General features: G+C 33.3%; 30 protein-coding genes. 5 read left to right on the top strand and 25 right to left on the bottom strand.

Translation table 11 applies throughout. From position 1 onward, the window contains the following. Positions 1-151: 151 nt before the first annotated feature. Positions 152-532: a VOC family protein gene (locus tag PXD56_RS04725; RefSeq protein WP_276492169.1), complete on the bottom strand. Its 381-nt coding sequence runs from the start codon at positions 530-532 to the stop codon at positions 152-154. A gap of 269 nt (positions 533-801) precedes the next feature. Then, positions 802-3,105 carry a 5-methyltetrahydropteroyltriglutamate--homocysteine S-methyltransferase gene (metE, locus tag PXD56_RS04720; RefSeq protein ID WP_276492168.1) on the bottom strand — a complete coding sequence of 768 codons (2,304 nt, stop codon included), beginning with the start codon at positions 3,103-3,105 and terminating at the stop codon, positions 802-804. A 155-nt stretch (positions 3,106-3,260) separates the two neighbouring features. On the opposite strand from metE, the gene PXD56_RS04715 reads away from it, so the two are divergent. Further along, on the top strand, positions 3,261-3,725 hold the full coding sequence (locus PXD56_RS04715; RefSeq protein ID WP_276492167.1) for an Lrp/AsnC family transcriptional regulator: 465 nt from the start codon (positions 3,261-3,263) through the stop codon (positions 3,723-3,725). 20 nt (positions 3,726-3,745) lie between these two features. Here the strand turns inward: PXD56_RS04715 and PXD56_RS04710 are convergent, their stop codons facing one another. The 6 genes from PXD56_RS04710 to PXD56_RS04685 form a co-directional block, all read right to left on the bottom strand. Further along, positions 3,746-3,883, bottom strand: coding sequence for a hypothetical protein (locus PXD56_RS04710; protein ID WP_276492166.1), 138 nt, complete (start codon positions 3,881-3,883; stop codon positions 3,746-3,748). 109 nt (positions 3,884-3,992) lie between these two features. After that, positions 3,993-4,301: a hypothetical protein gene (locus tag PXD56_RS04705; protein WP_276492165.1), complete on the bottom strand. Its 309-nt coding sequence runs from the start codon at positions 4,299-4,301 to the stop codon at positions 3,993-3,995. 9 nt (positions 4,302-4,310) lie between these two features. Then, complete coding sequence (locus tag PXD56_RS04700) at positions 4,311-5,597, bottom strand: APC family permease (RefSeq protein WP_276492164.1); 1,287 nt, start codon at positions 5,595-5,597, stop codon at positions 4,311-4,313. Positions 5,598-5,621: 24 nt separating this feature from the next. Beyond that, on the bottom strand, positions 5,622-6,170 hold the full coding sequence (locus PXD56_RS04695; protein ID WP_276492163.1) for a GNAT family N-acetyltransferase: 549 nt from the start codon (positions 6,168-6,170) through the stop codon (positions 5,622-5,624). Between the two features lie 160 nt (positions 6,171-6,330). Then, complete coding sequence (locus PXD56_RS04690) at positions 6,331-8,583, bottom strand: ATP-binding protein (protein WP_276492162.1); 2,253 nt, start codon at positions 8,581-8,583, stop codon at positions 6,331-6,333. 240 nt (positions 8,584-8,823) lie between these two features. Next, a complete protein-coding gene (locus tag PXD56_RS04685) occupies positions 8,824-9,966 on the bottom strand; it encodes a histidine decarboxylase (protein WP_276492161.1) in 1,143 nt (380 codons plus the stop codon). A 166-nt stretch (positions 9,967-10,132) separates the two neighbouring features. Here PXD56_RS04685 and PXD56_RS04680 point away from each other — a divergent pair, with 166 nt between their 5' ends. Next, positions 10,133-10,591, top strand: a complete 459-nt coding sequence (locus PXD56_RS04680; protein ID WP_276492160.1) for an Lrp/AsnC family transcriptional regulator — start codon at positions 10,133-10,135, stop codon at positions 10,589-10,591. 46 nt (positions 10,592-10,637) lie between these two features. Here the strand turns inward: PXD56_RS04680 and PXD56_RS04675 are convergent, their stop codons facing one another. The 17 genes from PXD56_RS04675 to PXD56_RS04595 form a co-directional block, all read right to left on the bottom strand. Continuing rightward, positions 10,638-11,192, bottom strand: coding sequence for a hypothetical protein (locus PXD56_RS04675; RefSeq protein ID WP_276492159.1), 555 nt, complete (start codon positions 11,190-11,192; stop codon positions 10,638-10,640). Between the two features lie 117 nt (positions 11,193-11,309). Next, positions 11,310-11,789, bottom strand: a complete 480-nt coding sequence (locus PXD56_RS04670; RefSeq protein WP_276492158.1) for a DUF695 domain-containing protein — start codon at positions 11,787-11,789, stop codon at positions 11,310-11,312. A gap of 153 nt (positions 11,790-11,942) precedes the next feature. Next, positions 11,943-12,479 (bottom strand): DUF4303 domain-containing protein, encoded by a 537-nt coding sequence (locus tag PXD56_RS04665; protein ID WP_276492157.1) that lies wholly within the window; start codon positions 12,477-12,479, stop codon positions 11,943-11,945. Between the two features lie 37 nt (positions 12,480-12,516). Then, positions 12,517-13,011: a phosphoribosylaminoimidazolesuccinocarboxamide synthase gene (locus tag PXD56_RS04660; protein ID WP_276492156.1), complete on the bottom strand. Its 495-nt coding sequence runs from the start codon at positions 13,009-13,011 to the stop codon at positions 12,517-12,519. A gap of 28 nt (positions 13,012-13,039) precedes the next feature. Beyond that, the gene (locus tag PXD56_RS04655) at positions 13,040-13,690 is read right to left on the bottom strand and encodes a peroxiredoxin-like family protein (RefSeq protein WP_276492155.1); all 651 of its coding nucleotides are present in this window, start codon (positions 13,688-13,690) and stop codon (positions 13,040-13,042) included. Between the two features lie 118 nt (positions 13,691-13,808). Beyond that, positions 13,809-14,003 carry a hypothetical protein gene (locus PXD56_RS04650; protein WP_276492154.1) on the bottom strand — a complete coding sequence of 65 codons (195 nt, stop codon included), beginning with the start codon at positions 14,001-14,003 and terminating at the stop codon, positions 13,809-13,811. Positions 14,004-14,056: 53 nt separating this feature from the next. Continuing rightward, positions 14,057-14,299: a hypothetical protein gene (locus PXD56_RS04645; RefSeq protein WP_276492153.1), complete on the bottom strand. Its 243-nt coding sequence runs from the start codon at positions 14,297-14,299 to the stop codon at positions 14,057-14,059. Positions 14,300-14,458: 159 nt separating this feature from the next. Continuing rightward, positions 14,459-15,331, bottom strand: coding sequence for a hypothetical protein (locus PXD56_RS04640; protein ID WP_276492152.1), 873 nt, complete (start codon positions 15,329-15,331; stop codon positions 14,459-14,461). A 305-nt stretch (positions 15,332-15,636) separates the two neighbouring features. After that, entirely contained in the window at positions 15,637-16,290 is a 654-nt protein-coding gene (locus tag PXD56_RS04635; RefSeq protein ID WP_276492151.1) for a hypothetical protein, read from the bottom strand. Between the two features lie 82 nt (positions 16,291-16,372). Continuing rightward, entirely contained in the window at positions 16,373-17,086 is a 714-nt protein-coding gene (locus PXD56_RS04630) for a haloacid dehalogenase type II (RefSeq protein ID WP_276492150.1), read from the bottom strand. Between the two features lie 24 nt (positions 17,087-17,110). Beyond that, a complete protein-coding gene (locus PXD56_RS04625) occupies positions 17,111-17,461 on the bottom strand; it encodes a DoxX family protein (RefSeq protein ID WP_276492149.1) in 351 nt (116 codons plus the stop codon). A gap of 30 nt (positions 17,462-17,491) precedes the next feature. Next, complete coding sequence (locus tag PXD56_RS04620; protein ID WP_276492148.1) at positions 17,492-18,154, bottom strand: peroxiredoxin-like family protein; 663 nt, start codon at positions 18,152-18,154, stop codon at positions 17,492-17,494. Positions 18,155-18,174: 20 nt separating this feature from the next. Next, complete coding sequence (locus tag PXD56_RS04615; RefSeq protein ID WP_276492147.1) at positions 18,175-18,819, bottom strand: DsbA family oxidoreductase; 645 nt, start codon at positions 18,817-18,819, stop codon at positions 18,175-18,177. 3 nt (positions 18,820-18,822) lie between these two features. After that, positions 18,823-19,137, bottom strand: coding sequence for an EthD family reductase (locus tag PXD56_RS04610; RefSeq protein WP_276492146.1), 315 nt, complete (start codon positions 19,135-19,137; stop codon positions 18,823-18,825). Positions 19,138-19,207: 70 nt separating this feature from the next. Then, positions 19,208-20,200 (bottom strand): type I glyceraldehyde-3-phosphate dehydrogenase, encoded by a 993-nt coding sequence (gene gap / locus PXD56_RS04605; RefSeq protein WP_276492145.1) that lies wholly within the window; start codon positions 20,198-20,200, stop codon positions 19,208-19,210. Positions 20,201-20,306: 106 nt separating this feature from the next. Beyond that, complete coding sequence (locus PXD56_RS04600) at positions 20,307-20,855, bottom strand: carboxymuconolactone decarboxylase family protein (RefSeq protein ID WP_276492144.1); 549 nt, start codon at positions 20,853-20,855, stop codon at positions 20,307-20,309. A gap of 75 nt (positions 20,856-20,930) precedes the next feature. Then, the gene (locus PXD56_RS04595; RefSeq protein ID WP_276492143.1) at positions 20,931-21,494 is read right to left on the bottom strand and encodes a TetR/AcrR family transcriptional regulator; all 564 of its coding nucleotides are present in this window, start codon (positions 21,492-21,494) and stop codon (positions 20,931-20,933) included. 306 nt (positions 21,495-21,800) lie between these two features. Here PXD56_RS04595 and PXD56_RS04590 point away from each other — a divergent pair, with 306 nt between their 5' ends. The 3 genes from PXD56_RS04590 to PXD56_RS04580 all read left to right on the top strand — a co-directional run bounded on the left by PXD56_RS04590 (position 21,801) and on the right by PXD56_RS04580 (position 24,637). Beyond that, positions 21,801-22,106 (top strand): hypothetical protein, encoded by a 306-nt coding sequence (locus PXD56_RS04590; RefSeq protein ID WP_276492142.1) that lies wholly within the window; start codon positions 21,801-21,803, stop codon positions 22,104-22,106. Between the two features lie 138 nt (positions 22,107-22,244). Then, a complete protein-coding gene (gene ppgK / locus PXD56_RS04585) occupies positions 22,245-22,979 on the top strand; it encodes a polyphosphate--glucose phosphotransferase (RefSeq protein WP_276492141.1) in 735 nt (244 codons plus the stop codon). 107 nt (positions 22,980-23,086) lie between these two features. Beyond that, positions 23,087-24,637, top strand: coding sequence for a hypothetical protein (locus PXD56_RS04580; protein ID WP_276492140.1), 1,551 nt, complete (start codon positions 23,087-23,089; stop codon positions 24,635-24,637). The last annotated feature ends 94 nt before the right edge of the window (positions 24,638-24,731 follow it).

Below are 24,731 nucleotides of genomic sequence, written 5' to 3'. Positions count from 1 at the left end.
GTACAATATAGAGAAGTACACTGTTAACTTGTTAAAATTAACTTAGCTAAACTATGAACATCATAATTTACATTTTACTAGAGTATATGTCTTTTATAACAGATTGTTAGGAATGACGGAATCTACAGGTGTATATTAGAATGAAAGTACGTTAAGATTCTAATCGCCAAGGCGGATTTAACCTGTTTTCACCACCGTAAAACAAAATTAGTTGATTGCCATCTAAATCTTTTAACCGTGCCTCTCTCCACAACCACCTTTCATCTCTGGGTTCTTGATCAAATTGAACTCCTTTATGCTTTAATGTTGCCACTTGTTCATCTAAATGCTCGCATTCAAAATATACGTAGATACCATTGCCTTCCGGTAATGTATCTACTAAGTGAATAGAAAATGTAGAAGTCCCATCTGGGCACTCAAATCTTGCGTAGTTAGGTAATGATTTTACGATTAATCTTAAACCTAATTTTTCGTAGAAATTGATTGCTTTTGCAACATCTAAAGATGGTACGGTAACTTGGTTTAAATTCATAGTAGACACAATTTTTAGAAAAAACTCTTTGGTAAAAGTTATAAAAATAAAAGTGGTCTGAACAAAAAACAGTAAATAACCTAAAGAAAAACTAAGCTACAATTTGTTGAAAAAATATTTACTTTTCAATTATCAAGTTAAATCTAAATAACATTTATGCTCTAAATAATTGGAAACATTTAAAATTTTGGAAAGCATAACTATGTAATACTTAAAAAGCAGTTTGAATGGATATTCAAACTGCTTATAAGATTAAAATTTATTACATTTTACACCACATTAGTTACTTTCTCTCGCATTCTATTGGCTGATTGCACTAAGTTTTTAAGTGCTGTTTTTGTTTCTGGCCAATCTCTAGTTTTTAATCCGCAATCAGGGTTCACCCATATATTACCAGAAGGTAAAAGACTTGATGCCTTATCTAACAAATACTCTATTTCCTCTTGTGAAGGTACTCTAGGGGAATGTATATCATACACACCCGGTCCTATTTCATTAGGATATTTAAAATCTACAAATGCTTTCAACAATTCCATTTCTGAACGTGATGTTTCTATTGTAATAACGTCAGCATCCATTTGCGCAATACTTTCAATTATATCATTAAACTCAGAATAGCACATATGGGTATGAATTTGAGTTTCATCTTTAACAACACTGGCTGAAATTTTAAAGGCATTAATTGCCCAGTCTAAATAAGCCTTCCAATCTTCCTTTCTTAATGGCAAACCTTCACGTAATGCGGGCTCATCTATTTGAATAATTTTCACTCCCGCATCTTCTAGGTCACGTACCTCATCACGAATTGCCAATGCAATTTGATTACAGGTTACCGATCTTGGCTGGTCATTTCTAACAAAAGACCATTGTAAAATGGTTACTGGCCCCGTAAGCATACCTTTTACATATTTTTTGGTAATAGATTGGGCATAAGAAGACCACTTTACCGTCATCGGTTTTGGTCTAGATACGTCTCCGAATATTATTGGCGGTTTAACACAACGGCTACCATAGCTTTGTACCCAACCAAATTTTGTAAACGAGAAGCCTTCTAGCTGTTCCCCAAAATACTCGACCATATCATTACGCTCAAACTCCCCATGTACCAAAACATCTAAATCAATCTTTTCTTGAAAACGAATGGTATCTTCTGTTTCTTTTTGAATAAAAGCATCATACTCATCTTGCGATACTTGTCCTTTTTTAAATTTAGCACGTGTTTGTCTTACCTCTTTAGTTTGCGGAAAAGAGCCAATGGTTGTTGTTGGAAATAATGGTAGCTTTAGTGCTTTTCGCTGTAATTGCTGTCGTACCGAAAACTGCGATACCCTTTCACTATCAGTAGGTTTAAGATTATCTACACGCCGATTCACCACATTGTTATGAATTAAGGCGGAAACTTTTCTACTGTTGTTAGCCTTCTTATTCTTCACAAAAAAAGACATCGCTGTATCATTTTTTTCATTCAACGCTAACTGCTTTAAAACCATAATTTCTTGCAGCTTCTGTTTTGCGAAAGCCAACCATTGTTTTACTTCACTTTTTAGTTGTGCGTTATGCTCTTCTAATTCTAAGTTATAAGGCACATGAAGTAATGAGCATGAAGTCCCCAACCAAACTTGGTCTTCGCCCAATTTAGCCTGAGCCTTTTTTATTAATTGAAGTGATTTCTCAAAATCATTTATCCAAATATTTCGACCATCGACCACACCTAAAGAAAGTATTTTGTCGCCTATTAAATTTGTTTTTAAAATATCATCTAATTGCATTGAACAACGTACAACATCAATATGCAATACTTGAACAGGTAATTGCAATGCCAACTCTAAATTTTCACCATAGCAATCAAAATAATTTGTCAATATATACTTTACATCAACCTTAATTTCAGAGAAATATTTATATGCTTTTTTTAAGGCTTGTTGCTCTTGAAAACTAAGGTCGGTTGCCAATATAGGCTCATCAATTTGCAGATATTCTACACCTTGTTTATCTATTTCTAAAAGCAACTCTTGATAGACTGGCAACACCTCATCTAACAATTCTAACCTATTAAACCCTTCTTCTTTCTCTTTACCTAGTAGTAAAAAAGTTATTGGACCAATGATTACCGGTTTTGACGAAATACCAAGACTTAAAGCTTCTTTTATTTCATTAATTATTTTATCTGAATTTAAATTAAATGTCTGATTTTTAACAAACTCCGGAACTATGTAGTGATAATTTGTATCGAACCATTTTGTCATTTCCATAGCAGTAACATCAATACCATTTGCTTGATATCCTCTAGCCATGGCAAAATACTGTTCAAGGCCATTAAGGTTTTTAAACCTTTCAGGAATGCAACCTAGGGTAATGCATATATCTAAAACCTGATCATACATAGAAAAGTCATTTGAAGAAATCAAATCAATACCTTGATCTTGTTGTGTTCGCCATGTTTTTTTTCTTAATTGACTAGCTATTAAAGATAAATCATCTTCAGAAATGTCATTTTTCCAATAACTTTCTGTTGCCTTTTTTAGCTCTCTTTTCTCTCCTACTCTAGGATAACCCAATACAATTGTTTTCATTTTGATGAAGTTTTAATTTCCACCAAAACTATTTATAATGTATATATTTTCTTACATATAAATTAAAGTAAGATGATTTAACTATATTTAAAAATATTTAAAGAAAATAACACTTTAAAGAACCCACATATAATCTTAAAAAAGAAAAACTATCTATGAACAATTTAGATGCTACCGATTGGAAACTCTTAGAGATACTTCAAGAAAACGGAAAACTGACCACAAAAGAGATTGCGCAAAGGGTAAATTTATCTCCTACCCCGGTTTACGAGCGTATAAAGCGATTAGAGAAAAGTGAAGTTATCAAGAAATATGTTGCTATAATAGAAGCTGAAAAAATTGGAAGAACATTAACTGTTTTCTGTAATATCACATTAAAAGAACACACCAAGGTAATAGGCAACAAGTTTGTAAAAGATATTATTTCATTAAAAGAGGTGACAGAGTGTTATAACATTTCTGGAGATTATGATTTTCTTCTTAAAATCATAATTAAAGACATGAAGCACTACCAATCTTTTGTTATAAATGATCTTGGCGCCATACAGAACATAGGCAGTGCACATAGTACTTTTGTAATAGGCACCATAAAACATTCATATGCTATACCGCTACAATAGGTTTGTAAATATATAAACCTCTAAAACCGTTCCTTAACCAACTCCATATTAACAAATGCACCTACCATAGTACCCGATGCTACGGAGTTTGCCAGTGAACACATTTTTATACAATTATCGCCACAGGCGTATAGACCGTCAACAGTAGTTTTATACATACCTGTTACTATCTCTATACCAAAAGGTTATTAGTTAGCACAAATAAACTATGTTCAATCTGGAATATGTATAGACTGTTCTTAATGATTTAATTCTTGTGTGATTAAACTATCCGCCTTGTCCATTTTCTAGATGTATGGAAAAATAGTAATTCACTAGAGTATAGATTATTAATACTAATAGCTGGGCAATCAATAAATAACCCGCTTTTTTCTTAACATAAATAAAGGTTGAAAAAATCATTAAAAACAAGACATTAATGGTCATAAAAATCGGGAAGATGACCTTTTTATAAAACCAATCAAATTCTGTCAAATGACCATCTGGAAAACCTACCATTGAATTTGTATAATACAAAGAACCTATTACTATTAAACTTATGACAATACCAGTAACGGCAAACTTACGCTCCTTCATTTTTTTGAATTAAACAGCTTTAACCTTCGTCTTTTTGTACACAAATTCAAGAATAAAACAGAATACTATAATACCTAATGCGGTAATGACCCCTACTCTATTATCAGAAAACTGTTGAACAATCAGTGTAATGAAAGCAAGAAAACAAAGTATGCAAGCAAATAAATGCACATAACTTCTAGATTCAAGCTCCTTATGCTTTTTAAACCCGATGTAATTAACAATACAAAAAATTAATAAAAATCCTGCACTACCTGCCGTAGATATACTTTGCAGATTAAACGAGTTGACCAAGGCAATAGAAAGTATTGCGGTTACTAAAAACCCAACAGGTTTACCCCAAAACATATGGCAAAAGTATTTTGGTAGTTCATCATCTTCAGCAATGTCATAATTAACCCTACCACTACCCAAAACAGTTGCATTTATGGCTGAAAAGGTAGAGATTAATGCAGTAATAGTTATAATAGTAAAGCCAATTTGCCCAAGGGTTGGTTCTGCAGCCTTAGCCAATACGTAATCTTGTGCATTTGCAATTTGATCGAACGGTAATGCGCCTACAGTAACAATAGCTATTAGTATATATAAGACGATTACAAAACCTACTGCGCCAAAATATGCTTTTTCTGTATTCTTCTCTTTATCTCTTAAATCTGATATTGAATTTGCAATTAACTCAAAACCTTCATAAGCCACAAAAATGACCATACCCCCGGAAAGTATTAATAACGGACTCTCCCAATTACTAGGAGACAATTGCTTTAAATTCTCTGGATGTATGGATAACCCATAAAAGCCCACACCTATAAATGCAATTAAAATGAAGAGTTTAATAATGACCGCTAAAGATTCGATTTCACTGACCAATTTTACACTCATGTAATTGATTAACAAGGCAATCAGTAAAATAGCGGTTTGAAATATGCGCGTATCTATTTCTTTTGAACCCGAAAGCGAAATTAATTCACTGGCATACGACCCAAATGCCGATGCATATAATGCCAACATAACAATATAGCTGACCCATAATAAATTGTTGATACCACCGGCAAAAATACCGCTACCAAATTGTTGGTGTACAAATTTTACCGTACCACCATTTTCAGGATATTTTTTTGAAAGTTTGGCATAAGAATATGCTGTTAATAAAGCAATTAAACCTGCCCAAAGAAATGCAACCGGTGTTGCTCCTTTTGCTAAAGAAACGGCAAGACCAAGTACAGCAAAAATTCCGCCGCCTACCATACCGCCAATACCTATTGAAATAGCATCTTTTAATCCTATTTTCTTATCCATCTTAAAGTTCTTTAACTGTTATTTTTAATTGCGTGTGTCACCTTCTAAGATGGCATATTCAAAACTATCTGCCCATCCAGATTTTAAAGGTAGAATCTGTCTTTTTCTGCCTTCCTTCGTCATTCCTACTTTTTCCATCACTCTTGCAGAACCAATATTATCTACCGCACAACCAGCTTCAATTCTATGTAAATTAAGATTATTGAATCCAAAATTTAGCATAGCTTTTAAAGCTTCTGTTGCATAACCTTGTTTCCAATAATCAATATGTAATTTATACCACACTTCTGCTCTACCGTATTTCTTGGAACCAAGTCGTAATCCAAACAAACCTAAAAACTCATTACGTTGCTTATGCTGAATAGCAAAAGTATAATTAGTGATTTCATCTTCATTGTTCGCTACAATCCATGGCTCAATGACTTGCTTTGTTTCCTCTAAACTATTTGGAATACCAAGTGTATTGAATTCATCTGTTTCTGGTATAACATGTAGACGATGAATAACTTCTAAGTCTTCACGCTCAATTAGTCTTAATACTAATCTATCGGTTTGTATTACAAGTTTTTTCATGCTGAATTATTCACAGAGCTACTTTAAAAATAACTATTTTCCTAACACCTTCCACCCAATGATCAGAGCAAATGAAACCCTCCTATTTTAATCAGAAGAAAACTAAATAAAATAAGCTTGTAGAAATCATTCGCATTTACAAAACATTAAACTGATCACCTTAGTTTACAGGCAGATAGATTACAAAAGTTGAGCCTTCATCCTTCTTACCGATGGCATGAATGTGCCCATGGTGTTTTTCTACTATCTTTTTACAGATAGATAACCCAATGCCCGTACCTGAATATTCTGTTTTAGAATGCAATCTTTGAAACACTTCAAAAATATTAGTAGCAAATTCAGGTTCAAACCCAATACCGTTATCTATAAAAGATATCTCATAGTAATACGGTGAATTTTTATTGAAATTTTCAGTTATTTGAGTACTGCTAAGTTTTTTAGCAACGATAGAAATTTGTGGAGGAACATTACTTTTACTGTACTTAATAGAATTACTTATAAGGTTGGTACATAACTGTTCTATCTTAAAAGGAATACCAAGAATAACAGGTAAATTTTCATAAAATATTACAGTACCGGTATCCCTAATAAGCTGAGATAATTCATCTTCAACCTTAGCAAGGGTATCACCTAATGAAATATGCTCAAACTCTGTATTGATCTTATCAATCCTGGAATATGACAGTAAGTTCTGTATTAATTCTCGCATTCTAAAAGTGCCGGATTTAATTTTGGCGAAATACTTTTTACTTCTGTCAGATATACTTTCTTCACCCTCGTCTTCTATTCTAGAGATGAACATTTGTATTTTTCGTAAAGGCTCTTGCAAGTCATGACTTGCCACTCTATTAAAAGATTCTAGCTCTTCATTACTTAGCTTTAATTTCTCATAACTATCAATCAATGCCCTGTCTTTTTCAACACGACTGGTAATATCTTGAACAATACCTACCGATACCGGTCTATTATTTATTTCTACGTATTTTCCTTTTAAATCTAAATGCTTAATACTTTTTGTCTTAGTGAATACGCGATACGTAAAAACAGTAGAAGCACCTTTTTCTATATCATTAGTACTTAAAGATTCAAATATGTCTACATCTTCTGGGTGTACAAACTCTTTATAAGCGTTAAAGGTAACCTCAAAGCTATTAGGCTCTACACCTAAAATTCTATAAAAATTATCAGAAACAGTAGCGCTACCATCATCTAAATACCAAATAAAACTACCTACACCCGCTACATTTTCCGCTTCTTTAAAAATGGTGTTCTTAAGGCTTAGATCTTCATTTAGCTTTTGAAGATTTTTTTCAGCTTCCTTAACCTTAGTAGTATCCCAAGCCGTATTGGTTATACCGTTGGCAGATTTTACAATGGTATTGTAGATATATTTATTTTGCCCTTCAAAAGTATAAACGCTCTCGTGTTCTTGTGTGGTTCCGGTTACGTAACACTCCTTCATTAAAGCAAAAAGTCCGTTTTCCAAAACCATGGGGTACATATTTAAAAGAGAACCCCCAATAATATCATCTTGCTCAGCCCCTGTTACCTTTTCAATTGCATTTGACGTGTATCTGAATTGAAAATCGATTATAGTATTATCTGCATCTAAAACAGGTTCAAAATGACTAATAACATTGTTAGAGCTTTTATACACGCCCTTTAAAAACGCTTCTGTCTCTTGTAATTTCTTATTTTGAAGATAAACCTGACTATTTACTTCTTGTATTTCACCTTTCTGTTTATAGATACTTATAAAACCAATTAAAAATATTCCTAAAGCCGTTAGGGCTACCAATAGAGAGGACATAGGGGTTAAGAAAGATTGCGAGGTATACTCTTCTTTACGAGCAACCATAAGATAGTTCTCCTCTGACAACATTCTATCTTTAATCACCTGAGATTCTGCTACAATTTTACGTATTCGTTCTTTACGTTTATAAGGTAAATCAGTAAAATTGATGACTACACTATCTTTTGGAAAAAGGCTATCCGCCACAATTGCAGTATCTATTTCATTCTTGATCTTATCATATAACAACTCTAAAGCCTTAACCCGTTCTTGTTGCGTTTCATTATCTTTAGTAAGGTTTTTTAATCTATCTAACGACTGCCCCATCTCGGCTATTACAACTGAAGAAAGATCAGTCTCTTGTTCTTCAAAAAGCTTGTTCAACTGAATAGCCTCTACTTCTAAAAATTTTGAAGAAAACTCTACTATTGCCCGCTGAACCTCTAGCGTGTGTGAAACTAAATCTCCGGTTTTATGAAGTCTATTCACCTGATTATAACCTACACTAACGGTATACAACAGCAAGGCGACAGCCAAAATCAACAGAATAATATAGGTTTTTGCAGACCCGATAAGGGACTTAAGTTTCAGCATGATCTCACTAGAAAAAAGACTTTTCATTTATAGTAACAAGTTATAAGGGGGTATTACCAATCATAAAATTTCAAAGAATGAATATACCGCATTTTAAGTTTATCATATTGAATAAACAACACAAATATGATTGTATACACAGTAAACTTTAAGTTCAAAGAAATTTATCCGATAATGGCGACCATAATGATATCTAATTCACCTAAATAACAACAAAACCCCATTTCGTAATGAAACGAAATGGGGTTTGTATTCAATTTTAAGGAACTAGTCCTGTAACGCAAAAGATTGCTGTTCTACAACCATAGACTTTTCTTGCTCATCAACTATATCTTTGATGAACTCATCTATTTGATCTTTGGTAACATTTGGCATACAGATTACATGCGTAATATCATCTGTAGCCAATTGCCATTTCTTTTTAATAGCATCTGATACTTTCGGTAGCACTACGGTAATTGCCCCTTTGTTCATCCAGGCATCGATTCCTATTTTAATAAGTTCTTGCTTGCAGTATTCTGCAGTTTCTAAACTATGACGGTAACGCGCCTCTAAGCCCTCTACCCCCATTTTCTTTATCGCATACCACAAAAAAAGCGGACTATGACCGTTTCTAGAACCGGTTATCGTAGTATCTAAAGATCCAATATATGATATACCCCTAGCTATACGGTCTCTTAACGAACGCTTGGCAATAATAACACCTGAAGGAAAAGGAGAGCCAATAAATTTATGCCCGCTTATAGAAATACTATCTGCTCCATCTTGAAAATCGAACGGAATACGAGGTTCTATAAATTGACCGTAAGATCCTGCCAAAGCAGCATCGCAATGTATGTAATGATTTTGAATGGCTAATTTTTTCAATATACGTTTCACCTCAGAAACATCATCTTTAGCCTCTGTCATAGTAGTACCAAAAGTGGTCAAAATAATAGCCGGCTTATCTCTATTTAATTGCAGAGTATTCTCCAAATCTTCATAATCCAGTTCGCCATTCTCTTGCGCTCTAATAGTAATACTAGGCAGATTCAGTAAATGAATATTCTTTTTTACGCTGTAATGCGTAGATTCAGAAAAATACACCATTGCCTTTGGGTGAGATTCTCTAGCCAAATACAAGCCATATAAGTTACTTTCAGAACCTCCATTGGTTACATAACCCCAGAAATCGTTAGGGTCTGCTCTATACAATTTAGCAAAGAAATCAACCACTTCACGTTCCATTTCATGTGTTTGAACCTTATAGGTATTATCCTCATATGGGTCGCCCACATTATTTATTGGGTGCTTTAAAAATTCGTATAATCTTGAATAATCAAAATCTTTTGCTACTGGGTAACCTATAACTCTATCCTTTTCTTGAATTAGCTTGGTTAACAGCTCATCTATCTGTTGTTCGTTATTCATAATTGCTTATTATTAGGCGTATTTTAATACTGTAAAATTACTATTACTAATAATAAATTACTTTATATAAAACAAATACAGAATATTGAACTATTATATCTAAATTAACGATTTTAAATTACTGTTTATATTTTTATAAACATGTATAAAAGAAAAATAAACTGGCATGGATACGATCGACAACAAAATTTTGATGCAACTTCAAGAAAATGCAAAGCAAAACACCAAAGAAATTGCGGCTAAAGTAGGATTAAGCGTTACCCCCACTTATGAAAGAATTAGAAAGTTAGAGCAGCAAGAAATCATTAAGTCTTATGTTGCGCTTTTAGATAGAACTAAAATTGGAAAAGAATTAATTGCTTACTGTCAAGTGACCTTATCTCAACATCAAAAGAAATTGGCAGATAAATTTAAAAAGGAAATACTGTTATTACCAGATATCATGGAATGTCATCAAGTATCTGGAAATTTTGATTTTCTATTAAAAATAGCGGTAGATGATATTGCCGAGTTTCATAAATTTATAAATGAAAAACTATCTATCATTGACGGTATTTCTACCATACACAGTTCATTTGTTTTAAATTCTGTAAAGGATAGTACTGGTTATAATTTGGAATATTAGAATAGTAGTACAAGACTTGTATTAAACAGCCTATTCGAATGTAATTTTAATTATCTATGAGAGAAAAATCGATAACTTCAAATGCCTCCTCACTTTCAACATCAAAAGGAATTGGCTCAAGATGTGCGTGAAATTCATCATAAATTTCACCCGTGCTCTTTTTAATTTTATAACTAGACTCTTGAGATTCAGATACTACTTCAATAGCATAATAATCTTTATTCTCTCGAATTATTAGTTCATCTTCAAAACCATCTAAATTACCGATGGCCTGTTTTACAAAATCGATATGTTTTTTAATGTCTTCCGTTAATTCAAAATACGGAATCGTCTCTTCATTTGTATATTCATAGGGATTTGCAATGGAGTTTTTATAAATGGTATTCAAAGTAACATTCACTCCAACATCAAAATAGTATATTGAATTTAAAGGAAGAAACTTATATTGATTTCTAAAAGAAACATACACTTCTTTTCCATTCGTTAAAACCGTAACAGATGTAAAATTTTCAAGACTAATAGAACCGCCTATTGACTTTAAAGCTGATGCTACAATAGCATCTTCACCCATTTCAACAAGTTCATTTACTTCTTTTGACATTTTAGGATTATTTGGTTGCTTGCGCTGAGAATGACAGATCGTAATAGCAAAATTGAATAGAAGAAAAATAAGGCTCGTAGAGATTTTCATGGATTACATGTGATTAAAGGTCGAACATTAAATATTCATTAAATCTCTAACCGCTCTCCATTTAGGATCCTCATTGACTTCGACATTAAATGTTACAAGTCGTTTTGGGTCTTCTATAAATTCTTGAAGCTTTTCATAAGAATCTTTTACATTCTCTATGTACATTTCAATATTTAAACCTTCATCCGTAACTACTCGAGCTACTATATGGGCTACACCTATTTTTCTCATTTCATCTGTAAAGAAGTCTTCGATTGTACCCATGTTCAATTCTGAATTAGCTTCTGCAATATCATCAGCTAAATTCACCACTATAAGAAAATTATAAGGAGTAAACTTTTTATATTTATAATCTTGATACCCCTTGTTAATCCAGCCAGTACCGATAGCTCCACTTTCAGTAGTGAGTTGTAATAATGAAATTGAATCTTTAGGGTATACGTGAGTCGTGTTCTTTATCTCATTCCAATCAATGCTTGAGCCGAAGATTTTATCAAAAATTCCCATAACTAGTTTTAGTCGTTATAGAACGTTTTTAAGTGTAATAAATTGCTTAATCACTTGTTTCTACAGATAACATAGCTTTGTCAAAATACGTACTAGATGCAATTGTTTTTTAGTAGAATTAATAGCCTTTAACAATTTTAATATATCGCTATTTTAGTAATTGGTATGTATGTACTCTTCAAAGCGTTTACCCTTATTAGTAGAATTAAGGCACTGCATCCAGCGCAGTAAGTTTTCTTTAGGCTCAGAAGTATCAGATATACTGAACATCAACAAAATATCTTTACCTAGTTCTTTATGGAAAAAATCTTCTGTTCGAAGTTTTTCTAAAACCTGAAAACATGTTTCAAACAAAGATTTTCTAAAAGCTTCAAAATCCAGTTCATCATTATCAATTTCATCGCAAAGAGTTTTACATATGGCATTAAACTCAGTATTGGCTCCACCTGATGTAAACCACTCTGCAGGCTCAAATTCATAACTTTCTTTATACTCTAGATTTTCTGCCTGCATTTTATCTAGATGACTTTTAGTGTTTATATAGGGTACTACTGTCATTGCCCCATCATCACTAATCAACGAAAAAGCACAAATTTCTGACCCAAACCTTTCAACATTTTCCTTAAAAGAAATTCTTGTAGCATGTTCAATTTCGTTTTTTAATTCATCAAAATTAATAGTAGTGTTCATATTTGTGTTTGATGTGATCGCAAAGAGTTTAGTCAGCTTAAATATCCAGTAATTTCTCTTCCCTCATTATTTGCAAAGCAAGCTCAGTCTCTTTCGATCCGTTATTTAAAGACCCAGGCAGCATAATCAATCGTTTCTTTATTATTTGATTATCATCTTCAAAAAGCACCTCAAACCTAGCACGTGTAAATCCGAATATTGCTTTTTTAAATTTTACATTTTTAATCCTATCTTTTTTAATTATTGGTGTTGCTGAATTGTTAAGACTTTTGACAATTCCATAAATTAAAAAGAGACCGAACAAAGCAAAAAACACTGAAGTTAAAGTTTGTCCGCGCTGAAAACCATCAAAAGCATTGTAGAGTAGAAATATAGAAAGACCTCCATAAATAAGTACTGCACGCCAAATACTTGAACCTACGGTTATTTTTGAAATGTTACCAATTATACCATCTCTAGTTAGTATAATTTCTTCAGGTAAAATATGGCAAAAACCTGTTTTAGTTTTAAATCTCTTCTCTGAGTCATTCATTTTTCTAAATGCTATCTAGCTTAATACCCTAACCAAGATTCTTTAAAGCTTCTATGATCTCTTCAGGTTCTGATCGTGTTCTGTAATCAACGTTTACATAACTCCATTTTACTTCACCGTCTTTACCCAAAATAAATGTTGCCGGTATAGGCAGAACATTTGCCTTGCCATTATTGATTGCTTCTAGATCAAGATTACGATCTACACGCATGTGATCCAATAAAAATTCGGGCACCTGCCAAGCTACTCCGTATTCAGTAGCCACTTTTGCATCTTGATCAGACAATACTATAAAATCCATTTCACGGATTTCACTCTTTGTCAATGACCCATCTGGTACCTGCGGACTTATAGCCACCAATGTAGTACCTAACTCTTGTATTTCACTTAACCTAGCTTGCAAAGCCCTCAATTGCAAATTGCAATACGGACACCAATCTCCACGATAAAAAGTAAGTACAACTGCTCCTTGTTCTCTTAAATCATGCAACGATATTGATTCTCCCACAACATTAGGCAACTTAAAATCTGGAGCTTTTTGCCCAATTTTTACTGCGTTTGCTCCTTTTTCAAAAGCTTTAGCTTCCTCAATTACTTCATCTACACCCTTCATGAATTCAGGTTTCGCTAATCTACCCGATGCAATTTTAGCGTCAGTTTGTTCTTTTAAACTTTTCATTATTCTAATTTCATTGATATGAAGGATAAAGGTATTAATAGCCAAAGTTGACAAAGAATCTTTCCTATTAATTTAACATAAGATTGTAAGTTGAATTTATCTAATTTCTAGTTTAATCTCAATGTCCATTAAGAGGATTTTCAATGTCTTGGTCATTACATTCAATTTTCAAAATCCAATGACCATATTTTGAGAACTCTATATAAATTACGTCACCCACATTTACTTTTTCAAAATCTTTTTTCAATAGACCATATTTATTAAAATCCGGGTTCTGTTCAAATTCTATTTCATAATGACAAAAGTTATCCATGTCCCTTCTCTTGTATTTTATTCTTAACTCTGTAGAGACTTTAATTTTTTCCTCTAAGTCTTTCTCTGTTGAACCTTTATAAAAGAAACGGAGATATGGTAAAAAGAAATAACAAAGAAGAAACAAGCTAAAAACTCAATAAATCCAAAGCCTGGTTGTTTTAATAACCCTATAGCAATAACACCTAAAATGATGTTAGCAATAAACCATGCAACATTAGATTTTTTGCTTTTAGAACGAATAACCCTTAAGTCATCTTCCGTAAATGGAGCTTCGTATTTTTTAGACTGATTCAATTTTTAATGAAATAATTTGTAGTGGTTTAGTTGAAAAACAATTAGTGAAAAATGTACTTATTTTCTACCACTTTTAAGAAGAAATCTATTTGTAGTACTGTTTTCTTAAACCAAACCTAAATCAATATACAATTGTCCCCTTATTTTATAGAGGTAACGTTATTCATAATAGGTATATTCACGCTCAGAAATAAATACTACCTCACCATTGTTATATTTAGTTTTTTTTACCCAGTTGCCTTCATTATCGTATTCATATGCATAAGTAAAATGTTCTTTATATTTATCTAGATCATTTGCAATAGCATATTCAAGATCTGCTTTATCATCGCCAAATTTTAGAAAGTTTATTTCCTCTATTCTATTATTTCTATCATCATATTTATAAGCTGACCTAAAGCGTATTCTTTCATCTGGCGCAAACATGTTAATCAGTATTTTATTTCCATTTTTATCATAGTCAAAAATTGCTCTTTCCACTAGTAAATTATCTGTATTGTAGAGTGTTTCCTGAATGATTTCACCTTTTTCATTATACTTATAAATAGTTCTTTTATAAACCTTACCTCTGTGGTGTTCTATAAATTCGATTTGGTTTCCATTCTCGTCATACTTATACATCCATTTTCCCTGGCTATATGAATTAGACCATTTGGTTGTAACGAGATTTCCATCATCATCATATTCAGAAATCATTTTATCCATTGGACCAGAACCATTGTCATTTAAACTATAGACTAGCCTCTGAACCCTATTTCCTTTATTATCATATTTAAAAACTTTTTTATTCCGAAGTCTAAAATCCCTTTTTTCTATAGCATATCCCTTCTCATTATACTCATTAAAAAATAATTTCTTTTCTGTTCTTCCCTTTAGTTGGGTTACATCAGAACTTACTTCTTCAAAATTTTTAACTTTTCCTCTTAAATTATCTTGTACCCAACTATTCTCAACAATTTTATTCGAAAAACTGTTACATGATATAATTATCATTAAAAGAAATATAGCCAACAATTTTAATTTCACATTCATAATATAGTATTATCCATTTAAATAAGAAACAGCGGAATACACGTAAATATTATAAGTCTAAATATAAAATTATTAAAAGACATCATTTTTCGAGTCAAGTAATATTTTTCAAAATTATATAAGACATATATAAATGTGTGTTTTTTGAATAGTCCCGGTAACCAGCTTTACAAGCTTCTACTTTTTAACATTAAAATTATCGCCAATTTCACTATAGTTTAGCTTAATTTCATTTAAAACTATCAAATAAAAAAAGCCAGTATTTAAAAAATACTGGCGTTTATATTTATAAAGAAAGTGTAATGCTACTCCTCTCCCAATTCGGTAATTTTCTTTTCGTATAGTTTCTTACTCTCTACAACGGCAACGTTCAATTCTTGCATTATGCCGTCTACACGACCTTCTATACTTTTCATTTGATCATTGATATTATCAAATGAATTTAGCGCAGCAGCTACTTCTAAGGCTTTTACAACCTCAACGGCATCGCCATGTAATAATCGTAATTTATCTATCGCTTGTGAAGTGTTCGCTAATGTGGCGTTATACTTGGTTCTGGCTTTTTCAATAGCTCCTAAAAGCGTTTTTTTACTCTTTTCGTCACTAAGACTGTTGGTCTGTGTTTCCATAGCTGTAAACAGGTTAGAAGCTTTCTCCTTTAAATCTTCGTACTCCTTATTCAAGTTATTAACACGACGATCTACTTTCTCCCAATCGCCATATACCTTAGCAAATTCTTTATCTTCATTCTTGGTATCTTCTAGCGCACTTTTTAATGCATTCAAAGATTCTAGCCCTTTGTTCACGTTTTTATTGGCGGTCTCTTTCTTATTCTCAAAATCGTCTACCTGAGACTTAAATTTATCTTTTAAGCGAATAAGGTCTTCAGGACTTTTATCTTTCCAACAAGAAGTTAAGGTAAGTGCAATTAGGGCAACAAATAGTGTTCTTTTCAACATGAATTACTTTCTTTAGTTAATGGTACCGCAAAGATACATATTCTAAGATGCTTTTTATTTGAAAAAGAACTGGTCCATTTTTTTAGCTATACGTCACTAAAATATCTGCTGCTTTTTTCAAATCTGACACTATAATTTCTGTTTTTGGTGCTAGCGGATATTCTTGTTGCCCAGGTCTACCTATAAACGCTGCGCGCCACCCTGCCCAAAGGGCACCGGCAACATCCCAACCATGGGTAGCTATAAGCATACACTCCTCTAACTCCACTCCCATTTGTTTTGCTCCCCAAGTGTAGGTATCTGTAAAAGGCTTGAATTTACCCGTTGGTTCTACACTAAGCATTTCATCAAAATACTCGGTCAATCCGGCATTTTTAAATTGCTTTTTCAATCCGTCTTTAGATGAATTGGTAAAGGCTACTAATTTATATCCGGCATCTTTTAATTGTGTAAGCGCCTCTTTTACTTCTAAGTGTGCAGGTAAATTTCCCATAGATTCAGAAATAACGGTACGTGCATCTTCTTCAGACAAATTAATATGATGATTTGCCGCTACCATTTGTAATGCGGCAGCTCCAATATGCCCAAAAGGTTTGTACTGACCACTGGCAGAGGTCACCAATGAATATTGCAACATGGTCGTAAACCATAGGGAAAGCAAATCTTCCCTACCTCCCAATGCATTGCCTACTTCTTTTTTGACCTTTGTAAGATCCAAAAGCGTTTCATTAACATCAAAGAATAAAACCTTTGGTCTAGTGATATTTGATTTTTTATGTTCCATTTCATTATCCATAAGCACCGTGTTTTAAACTTGTAATTATATTCTTTTACTAAAGATATAAGAAACTATTAAAGCTACCATGGCAATTATGGCGGTCATCTGCCCACCGTCATTTACCATTATATGCGCAAAAAATGCCAATGTTATGGCAAAGAAAAATGCAGAATATGCCCATTCTTTAATAATCTTAAAATTAGGATTCCATATAGCGAAGAGACCTAGCAACTTTGCTGTAGCATAAGGGTAAATTAAATACGTTGGGTAACCTAAGCTTGTAAATGCACTTTTAATAAACTCATGGTTAAAAAAATACATACCTGCCGAAAATAGCATCACTAAGGTAAATAGACCCGTAGCTAAGTAATAAATTATTTTATTGATTTTCATATTTCTAGTTGGTTACGTTGGGCTTTGAATTTATTTCAATTTTGCTAGGGCTGCCAGTATTTCAGTTACTTCTGCTCTTTCTCTATAATCAGCATCTAAAAAAGCGTAGGTCACCGTAGCATCAGTATCTATAACATAGGTTGCGGCCAGCGGGAGCTCATTACTATCGTCTCCATTTACCTCGCTTAAACCAAAACCTGCTTCATATATAGCGGCCACCTCTTTGGTCAAAGTAAACACCACACCATATTCTTTGCCTACTTTATTACCAACATCACTTAAAACCGTAAATTCTAAATTATTTTTTTCTGAAGTAGAAAGAGAATTATCTGGTAGTTCTGGAGTAATAGCTATTAAGGTAGCTCCAGCTTTTTGAAACTCCGGTAATTTTTCTTGTAAGTAATGTAGCGTAATGTTGCAATATGGACACCAACCACCACGGTACCAAGTCAAAACTACAGGTCCGTTTTTTAATTCATCATATAAAGAAACAGATTTTCCCAATGCGTTTTTCAAGGTAAAATCTGGTGCTTTACTATCAATATTCAATGCATTTTCTAACACACCAGATGTTGCAACACTAGTAATGCCATCTGCATATACTTTCTTTTTTTCTTCGGTAAATTTACCGGCGGCCTCTGCTCTCTTTACAGAAAGCAATGTATCTAAATCGCCTTTATTTGTTGTACTCATGATATTGAATTTTATATTTTTTATTCGGCAATTAGTTCTCCTAGTATTTGTTTAAATGTAGAAACTGGTTGCGCACCTGTTACCGCACTTTTCATGTTAAAAACTATAGTTGGTACGGAGTTTACACCCATATTTTTCCATTCGCCCTGCTTGTTTCTTACGTGGTAACGTGCTTCTTCACTGTCTAATCTAGCCAGTGCTTCATCTGCATTTAAACCAACATCTAGTAACGCTTGTTTTAAAACATCTTTATCAGATACATCTTTTCGTTCACTAAAAAAAGCAGTAATCAATCGCATTTTCAACTCGGTCTGCTTACCAAATTCTTTCGCATATTCTAATAAAACGTGAGCTTCAAAGGTGTTAGACATGCGCATCTCATCAAAATAATCGAATTTGAAACCTAGTTCTTCACCTATATTGGTCATGTTTTCACGCGACTCTTTTTGTTGCTCTAATGTTGATCCATATTTTTCAGTAATATGTTCAGTTATATTCTGACCTTCTGGTGGCATATCAGGGTTCAGCTCAAACGGTTGCCACTCAATCTCTACTTGATCTTTAATACCTAGTTCTGAAATTGCTTTTTCTAAACGTTTATAGCCAATAATGCACCATGGGCATACTACATCAGAAACTATATCTATTTTTAATTTTTCTTTCATCTCTTAAAATGTTATCAAATTACTAATTTGAATAGCTCCCTGCACATTGCTATAGTTCTTAACATCTGCAGCAAAAGTTGCTGCATGCGGACCAAAGGCTGCCTGAAAAGAGGCTACATCGTCAAATTTCAAGTGTGCAATTGCTACATAAGGCGCAGCTTCACCCGCTGCTCTACCACCTACACCTAAATCTAACTCCAATTCCTTCAACGCACCACCCACTAATTTCTGCACCATTGGCAAGTGTGTGTTTTTATAGTAGTCTACATCGAATTTAACATCTTCACCGTTAGGATACATTACAGATACTTTTATCATTTTATGTGTTTTTAAGCTTATAAATAAAGGTAGCCATTCTTTTACCTTAAGATCAGCTACCTCGTTTAATTTAGTTTTCTGCCAAAATTTGACGGATCATTTGATTGGTGAATCCCCACTCATTGTCATACCAAGTCATAACTTTCAATAAATCACCATCTACCACTCTTGTCATTCCCAAATCTACGGTTGATGCATGCGGATTCTTTACAATATCAGAAGAGACCAAAGGCTGATCTGTAGTGTCTAGAATGTTTTTATATCTATACGTAGCTGCTTCTTCCTTAAAAATTGCATTAATTTCTTCAGGAGTTACATCGCGCTCCATAACAAAGGTTAAATCTGACATTGAACCTACCGGAATTGGCACACGTAGCGCAACACCGTCAAACTTACCGGCTAATTCTGGTAATGCTTTAGTTGTCGCAATTGCCGCTCCTGTCGATGTAGGAACAATATTCGCCGCACCTGCACGACCCATTCTCAAATTCTTTTCAGAAGGCGCATCTACAATACCTTGAGATGCCGTATAAGCGTGTACAGTAGTCATAATAGCTTTTTTAATCCCTATTCTACGACCCAAAACTTCTACTACAGGGCTAATGTTATTTGTGGTACAGCTAGCACAAGAAAATATATTGGTTTCACCAGCTTCTGTATTTACGCCATGTACCACTGTTGGGATATCTTCACTCTTGGTAGGTGCCGATATAATCACAGATTTGGCTCCTGCTTTAATATGTTTCTTTGCATCATCACTTTTGGTGAAAAAACCGGTACTTTCAACAACCACATCAATTTTATGCTCCGCCCACGGTAAATCCTCAGGGTTTCGTAGAGAATTATATTGAATTTTTTTACCATCTATGATTAAGTTGTTCTCATCATGTGAAACCTCTTTTTCATAAATTCCATAAACCGAATCATACTTCAATAAATAAGCTATGTTTTCTATGGATACAATATCGTTTACCGCTACTAAGTCTAACTCCGGATTATCCAGGATTACTTTTAAAGAAGCGCGACCTATACGCCCCATTCCGTTTATTGCTATTTTTTTCATTTCTGTGTATTTAGTTTAATAAAAATAAATAGCCCTCTGCCTTAAGACAGAAGGCTATAAACAATCACTCAATCAACATATGGTTTCGGGGGAATTGAAACCTCAATTATTTAGACCATGCAAATTTCTTAAATGGCTCATCTACTGGAGTATGTGCAATGTGGTTTGTATAGTTACTAATCACTTTTTGAGATAATCCTAAAATGATTTCCAATACTTGTTGCTCACCGTAACCAGCTGCATAAAAAGCATCTAAATCTTCTTGTGTTACATTACCACGGTTGCGTACTATGGTCAACGTCATTGTTCTTAAAGCTTCTAACTTTGCATCTGCCAATGGAGTCTCATTACGTAACGCTTCTGTAATTTCATCATCAACTTTCATCATTTTAGCAATACCGGTATGTGCAGGTACACAGTAATGACAGGCATGCTCAACATTTATGGCTTGCCATACTACCGTTAGTTCTTCTTCATTAAAAGAAGTTTCGGTAAATAACTTATGTAGTGTTTGGTATGCTTCTAGAATTTGTGGTGAAGCTGCCAAAACCCCATGTAAACCAGGAATCATACCAAATGATTTTTGAGAGTTTTCCAATAATCCTTTGCTACCTTCTGGTGCAGTTTCAATGTTGTGTACTTTTAAAGTTGTCATAATCTTATTATTTCTATTAATTACTATATTTATGTTAAATCTAAGCAACTGCTTAGTTATTGGTTAAAAAAAATGCTACAAGTGTAAAAACGTAATTTTAATAATGCTTTTTAACTGCGCTTCATTGAATACTTTTGATGAAATCGATAGCCCCAAAAGTGCGTTCATTAAATAGTCTGCCTGTGCTTCTATTTCTTCAACACCCCTTTGGTCGTCTTGTTTTAAGTTCCTTACAAATAATACTCTAATATTTAAAGAAAAACGCTTAAGTGCCGCCATAATTACGGGATTAGCATCTTCTTTTATTTCATTTACCGTGTTGGTAACCAAACACCCTTTAAAAATTGCACCTTCTCTAGAGAAATCTAAAAAATCTAAAAAGTAATCTTTAATTCCTACTACACCATTATTTGACTTTTCAAGCGTATCGGTAATGGCTTTTATTCGGGTGTTATAAAGTTTGATGCTTTCTAAAAAAACGCCCTCTTTATTTTTAAAACTAGCATAAATAGAGAATTGGTTAATACCCATTTCTTTCTCTAACATACGAACCGATGTACTTTCATAGCCATTACGCCAAAATAGACGCATTGCCTTTTCTATGACCTCAGTTTCGTTATATTGCTTTTTGCGCGCCATTATTCCTAATTACACTACAAAACTAAGCAAGTGCTTTGTTTTAAAAAAACTTTTAACTTTGATTTAGTATTCAATATCCTATGGTCATAAATAGTACATATAGAAATTGAAATTATTTTTATTGAATCAAATAAAAACAGCCAACTTAGCTACAGTTGTTTAAGTTTATAGAATAAGCATCATAATAAAAAGATGAAATTAATCGTTATTCAACTAATTAGATTTCATTTGTATCAGCAGTTTTAGCATTAAGAAATGCTAGAAAATCCGAACAAAAAAATCGATAATTAATTTAACAAGAAAAAAATGAAATCACTTTTAATTGTATTGTTCGTAACAGTTTCTTCAATGACTACTTTTGGTCAAGAAGCTAGCAAAATGAACGGAACGTACGAGGGTTATATCAATGGTGTTTACGTATTTTCTAATCATGAAGATAGCAAAACAGAATTCACCAAAGTAACCAGCGAAGTAATCGCCAATTACGACTTAAATAGTCAAAAGTTTGTAGGCAGACAGTTCTCTATAACTTTCACTGTAGATTCTGAAATAGATGAAGATGATAAAGAAGTTCAAGTAAGCACGATTACCGGCTTGCTCATGCCAATTTAAAAATACATCAAGGACCTAAAAAGGTCCTTTTTTTATGCCTTTGACCAAATAGAAAAAGGTCTCAAAATTCACAAAAATAATCTCACTTCAAAGAGCCGAATCTTTTTCGTTTCTTTGTAATTCATAACAAAATATAAAATGACTTTACTAGGTATTGATGTAGGTGGTTCTGGAATTAAAGGAGCGTTAGTTAATTCTGAAACCGGAGAAATGATTTCTGAACGTTATAGAATACCTACTCCCATACCTAGAACACCAGAAGCAATGACCGATGTAATTGCGCAAATTGTATCCCATTTCGACTACAAAGGTAAAGTTGGTTGTGGTTTCCCTACCATTATTAAAAACGGAGTTTGCAAAGCCACTGGAAATTTGCATAAAAGCTGGCTAGGTGTGAATGTCGAAAAATTATTGGAAAAGAAAACCGGACTTGATTTTACCGTTATCAATGATGCGGATGCTGCCGGTTACGCTACCATGAACTATGGTATAGGTAAAGGCGAAAAAGGATTCGTAGTTATGATTACCATTGGTACAGGCTTAGGTAGTGGTGCTTTTTTAGATGGCAGACTAATTCCTAACTTTGAGCTAGGTCAAATACCTTATAAAAAATATTCTAAAATTGAAAAGTGGGCTGCCGGATCGGCAAAAGACCGCGAGAATTTATCTTATAAAAAATGGGGTAAAAGATTCAATACGTTTTTAGAATATGTTGAATTGATCGTTTCACCAGACTTGATTATTCTTGGTGGCGGTGCCTCAAAAGATTTTGATGAATTTAAATCTAAAATCAAAATAGAAACCAAAGTTATACCCGCAGCACTACAAAACCATGCAGGTATTATTGGAGCGGCCGTAGCTACACTACACTAGCCATCCTGTTAAAAATAAAATTCATAGATTACCCTATTAATACGCTTTAAACCAAAGTGGAGTATTTCATGTTCGATATATTCCCGTAACCAACCAAAATAACCAAAATGAAAAAAGCACTTAGTTTATTTGTAATTATCTGTTGCCTTACCACCACTAAATTATTGGCACAGAGAGCAAATTTAGATCGCGAATACTTTAAAATTTCTTATGTAGATCTACCTACAATACCTATAGTAGATGATTCAAAAAGAACCTTTACCTCTAGTAGCCGTAATATATTTTTAGAAGGATTTTCTAGAGTGGCAAAAAATGGAACGCTTGATTTTAGATTCAATTTTCACGGAACCGAAATAGGCGAAGTTGATATCAAAAAAAATAAACACGAAGATAAAGACAAAGAAGGAAATGTTATTAAAACCACCTATACGTATGACGTAATTTGTAGTTATTCCTCTTCAGCAACGGTTTCAATCAGCAATTCAGATTCTGGAGAAAATACTTCTTTTACCCTCTCTGAAGAAGACGATTATGCTAGCACTGGCCATAAGACGTATTCTAAGGCTAGCGCTTACTATAATGATAATCGCTACAGCATTAGAGATAAATATCGTACTAAGCATCGCAATAGCATGATTAGCCAGACAAACAGCAAAATCAATTATAGATACGGTTATGTTCCGGTAACATCTAACCAAGCACAACACTTTTGGATAATCGCAACTAAAAAACATCCAGAATTTGCCAATCACCAAGAGGCATCTGAAGCTTTAAAAGCGATATTTTCAAAAATGCAGTATGACTTACCAGTTGACGAACTATATACTGAAGCACAACCATGGATAGATTATTTCAATGATGTAGTAACCAGGTACAACGAAGATGACAAACAGCATAAAAAAGTACGTTATGCCAGTTATTATAATATTGCAAAAATTTATCTAAACTTAGATTTACCTGAAAAAGTTAAAGAATATGCAGACCTACTTATTGCCAATGATTACGATAAAAAAGATGGTAAGCGATTGAATAGAAATGCAGAAGAATTAATCAAAGACTTTACTATAAATGAAATTTCTACAAGGCATTTTGAGGTTGTTACCGAAGACCTTTCTAATGAGCCAGATGTAGAAATTGTATATGCCGATGATCCAGCAGAAGAATCTGAAAAGGCTGTAGCATTTTTAATAACAGCTACCAACGATACTTTACAAACAACAGTAGCTGTTGACGAATTAACAAAGGCGAGCGCAGCAATACAAATGTTAGACGAAAATAACAAAGCTAAAAAAGTTGCCGCTACGGACAGTAAACAAATTGTATTGACTACCGGCGATATTTACCAAGTTGTAAATTTTGCATCTTCTGTTGCGAGCGATAAAAGTAATGCTCCAAAATTTGCAAAAGCAATTTATCAAGGAGACAAAATATCATTGTACGAACATATGGGCAAAGAATATGTTTTAAAGTATACCAATACTGAAGACGGTATTTCTACAATGAGCAAAGATTTTGTTTTTGGCTTCAACAAGAAACTAGCGGCATTAAGTACTGAATGTGAAGCCGTAAAAGCAAAAATTATGGCCAACGAATATAAAAACACCAAAGAAGGACTTTTAGCTTACAGCCAGGCATATGATGCTTGCGCTACCGAGTAAAGTTTAAACCATAGTTAAATATAAAGCGTGTATCTAAAAAGTATTTTTAGATACACGCTTTTTTTAGTTGAAAACAACTGGAATTTTAAAAGAT

Origin of the sequence: Maribacter zhoushanensis (assembly GCF_029350975.1) — a bacterium.
Lineage (GTDB): Bacteria > Bacteroidota > Bacteroidia > Flavobacteriales > Flavobacteriaceae > Maribacter > Maribacter zhoushanensis.
This window is presented reverse-complemented; position numbering and strand designations above follow the sequence as displayed.

Bases quoted from the DNA above. Each gene is read 5' to 3' on its own strand.
- PXD56_RS04725 (WP_276492169.1), bottom strand. From the start codon at position 532: ATGAATTTAAACCAAGTTACCGTACCATCTTTAGATGTTGCAAAAGCA.
- metE (WP_276492168.1), bottom strand. From the start codon at position 3,105: ATGAAAACAATTGTATTGGGTTATCCTAGAGTAGGAGAGAAAAGAGAG.
- PXD56_RS04715 (WP_276492167.1), top strand. From the start codon at position 3,261: ATGAACAATTTAGATGCTACCGATTGGAAACTCTTAGAGATACTTCAA.
- PXD56_RS04710 (WP_276492166.1), bottom strand. From the start codon at position 3,883: ATGTATAAAACTACTGTTGACGGTCTATACGCCTGTGGCGATAATTGT.
- PXD56_RS04705 (WP_276492165.1), bottom strand. From the start codon at position 4,301: ATGAAGGAGCGTAAGTTTGCCGTTACTGGTATTGTCATAAGTTTAATA.
- PXD56_RS04700 (WP_276492164.1), bottom strand. From the start codon at position 5,597: ATGGATAAGAAAATAGGATTAAAAGATGCTATTTCAATAGGTATTGGC.
- PXD56_RS04695 (WP_276492163.1), bottom strand. From the start codon at position 6,170: ATGAAAAAACTTGTAATACAAACCGATAGATTAGTATTAAGACTAATT.
- PXD56_RS04690 (WP_276492162.1), bottom strand. From the start codon at position 8,583: ATGAAAAGTCTTTTTTCTAGTGAGATCATGCTGAAACTTAAGTCCCTT.
- PXD56_RS04685 (WP_276492161.1), bottom strand. From the start codon at position 9,966: ATGAATAACGAACAACAGATAGATGAGCTGTTAACCAAGCTAATTCAA.
- PXD56_RS04680 (WP_276492160.1), top strand. From the start codon at position 10,133: ATGGATACGATCGACAACAAAATTTTGATGCAACTTCAAGAAAATGCA.
- PXD56_RS04675 (WP_276492159.1), bottom strand. From the start codon at position 11,192: ATGTCAAAAGAAGTAAATGAACTTGTTGAAATGGGTGAAGATGCTATT.
- PXD56_RS04670 (WP_276492158.1), bottom strand. From the start codon at position 11,789: ATGGGAATTTTTGATAAAATCTTCGGCTCAAGCATTGATTGGAATGAG.
- PXD56_RS04665 (WP_276492157.1), bottom strand. From the start codon at position 12,479: ATGAACACTACTATTAATTTTGATGAATTAAAAAACGAAATTGAACAT.
- PXD56_RS04660 (WP_276492156.1), bottom strand. From the start codon at position 13,011: ATGAATGACTCAGAGAAGAGATTTAAAACTAAAACAGGTTTTTGCCAT.
- PXD56_RS04655 (WP_276492155.1), bottom strand. From the start codon at position 13,690: ATGAAAAGTTTAAAAGAACAAACTGACGCTAAAATTGCATCGGGTAGA.
- PXD56_RS04650 (WP_276492154.1), bottom strand. From the start codon at position 14,003: ATGGATAACTTTTGTCATTATGAAATAGAATTTGAACAGAACCCGGAT.
- PXD56_RS04640 (WP_276492152.1), bottom strand. From the start codon at position 15,331: ATGAATGTGAAATTAAAATTGTTGGCTATATTTCTTTTAATGATAATT.
- PXD56_RS04635 (WP_276492151.1), bottom strand. From the start codon at position 16,290: ATGTTGAAAAGAACACTATTTGTTGCCCTAATTGCACTTACCTTAACT.
- PXD56_RS04630 (WP_276492150.1), bottom strand. From the start codon at position 17,086: ATGGATAATGAAATGGAACATAAAAAATCAAATATCACTAGACCAAAG.
- PXD56_RS04625 (WP_276492149.1), bottom strand. From the start codon at position 17,461: ATGAAAATCAATAAAATAATTTATTACTTAGCTACGGGTCTATTTACC.
- PXD56_RS04620 (WP_276492148.1), bottom strand. From the start codon at position 18,154: ATGAGTACAACAAATAAAGGCGATTTAGATACATTGCTTTCTGTAAAG.
- PXD56_RS04615 (WP_276492147.1), bottom strand. From the start codon at position 18,819: ATGAAAGAAAAATTAAAAATAGATATAGTTTCTGATGTAGTATGCCCA.
- PXD56_RS04610 (WP_276492146.1), bottom strand. From the start codon at position 19,137: ATGATAAAAGTATCTGTAATGTATCCTAACGGTGAAGATGTTAAATTC.
- gap (WP_276492145.1), bottom strand. From the start codon at position 20,200: ATGAAAAAAATAGCAATAAACGGAATGGGGCGTATAGGTCGCGCTTCT.
- PXD56_RS04600 (WP_276492144.1), bottom strand. From the start codon at position 20,855: ATGACAACTTTAAAAGTACACAACATTGAAACTGCACCAGAAGGTAGC.
- PXD56_RS04595 (WP_276492143.1), bottom strand. From the start codon at position 21,494: ATGGCGCGCAAAAAGCAATATAACGAAACTGAGGTCATAGAAAAGGCA.
- PXD56_RS04590 (WP_276492142.1), top strand. From the start codon at position 21,801: ATGAAATCACTTTTAATTGTATTGTTCGTAACAGTTTCTTCAATGACT.
- ppgK (WP_276492141.1), top strand. From the start codon at position 22,245: ATGACTTTACTAGGTATTGATGTAGGTGGTTCTGGAATTAAAGGAGCG.
- PXD56_RS04580 (WP_276492140.1), top strand. From the start codon at position 23,087: ATGAAAAAAGCACTTAGTTTATTTGTAATTATCTGTTGCCTTACCACC.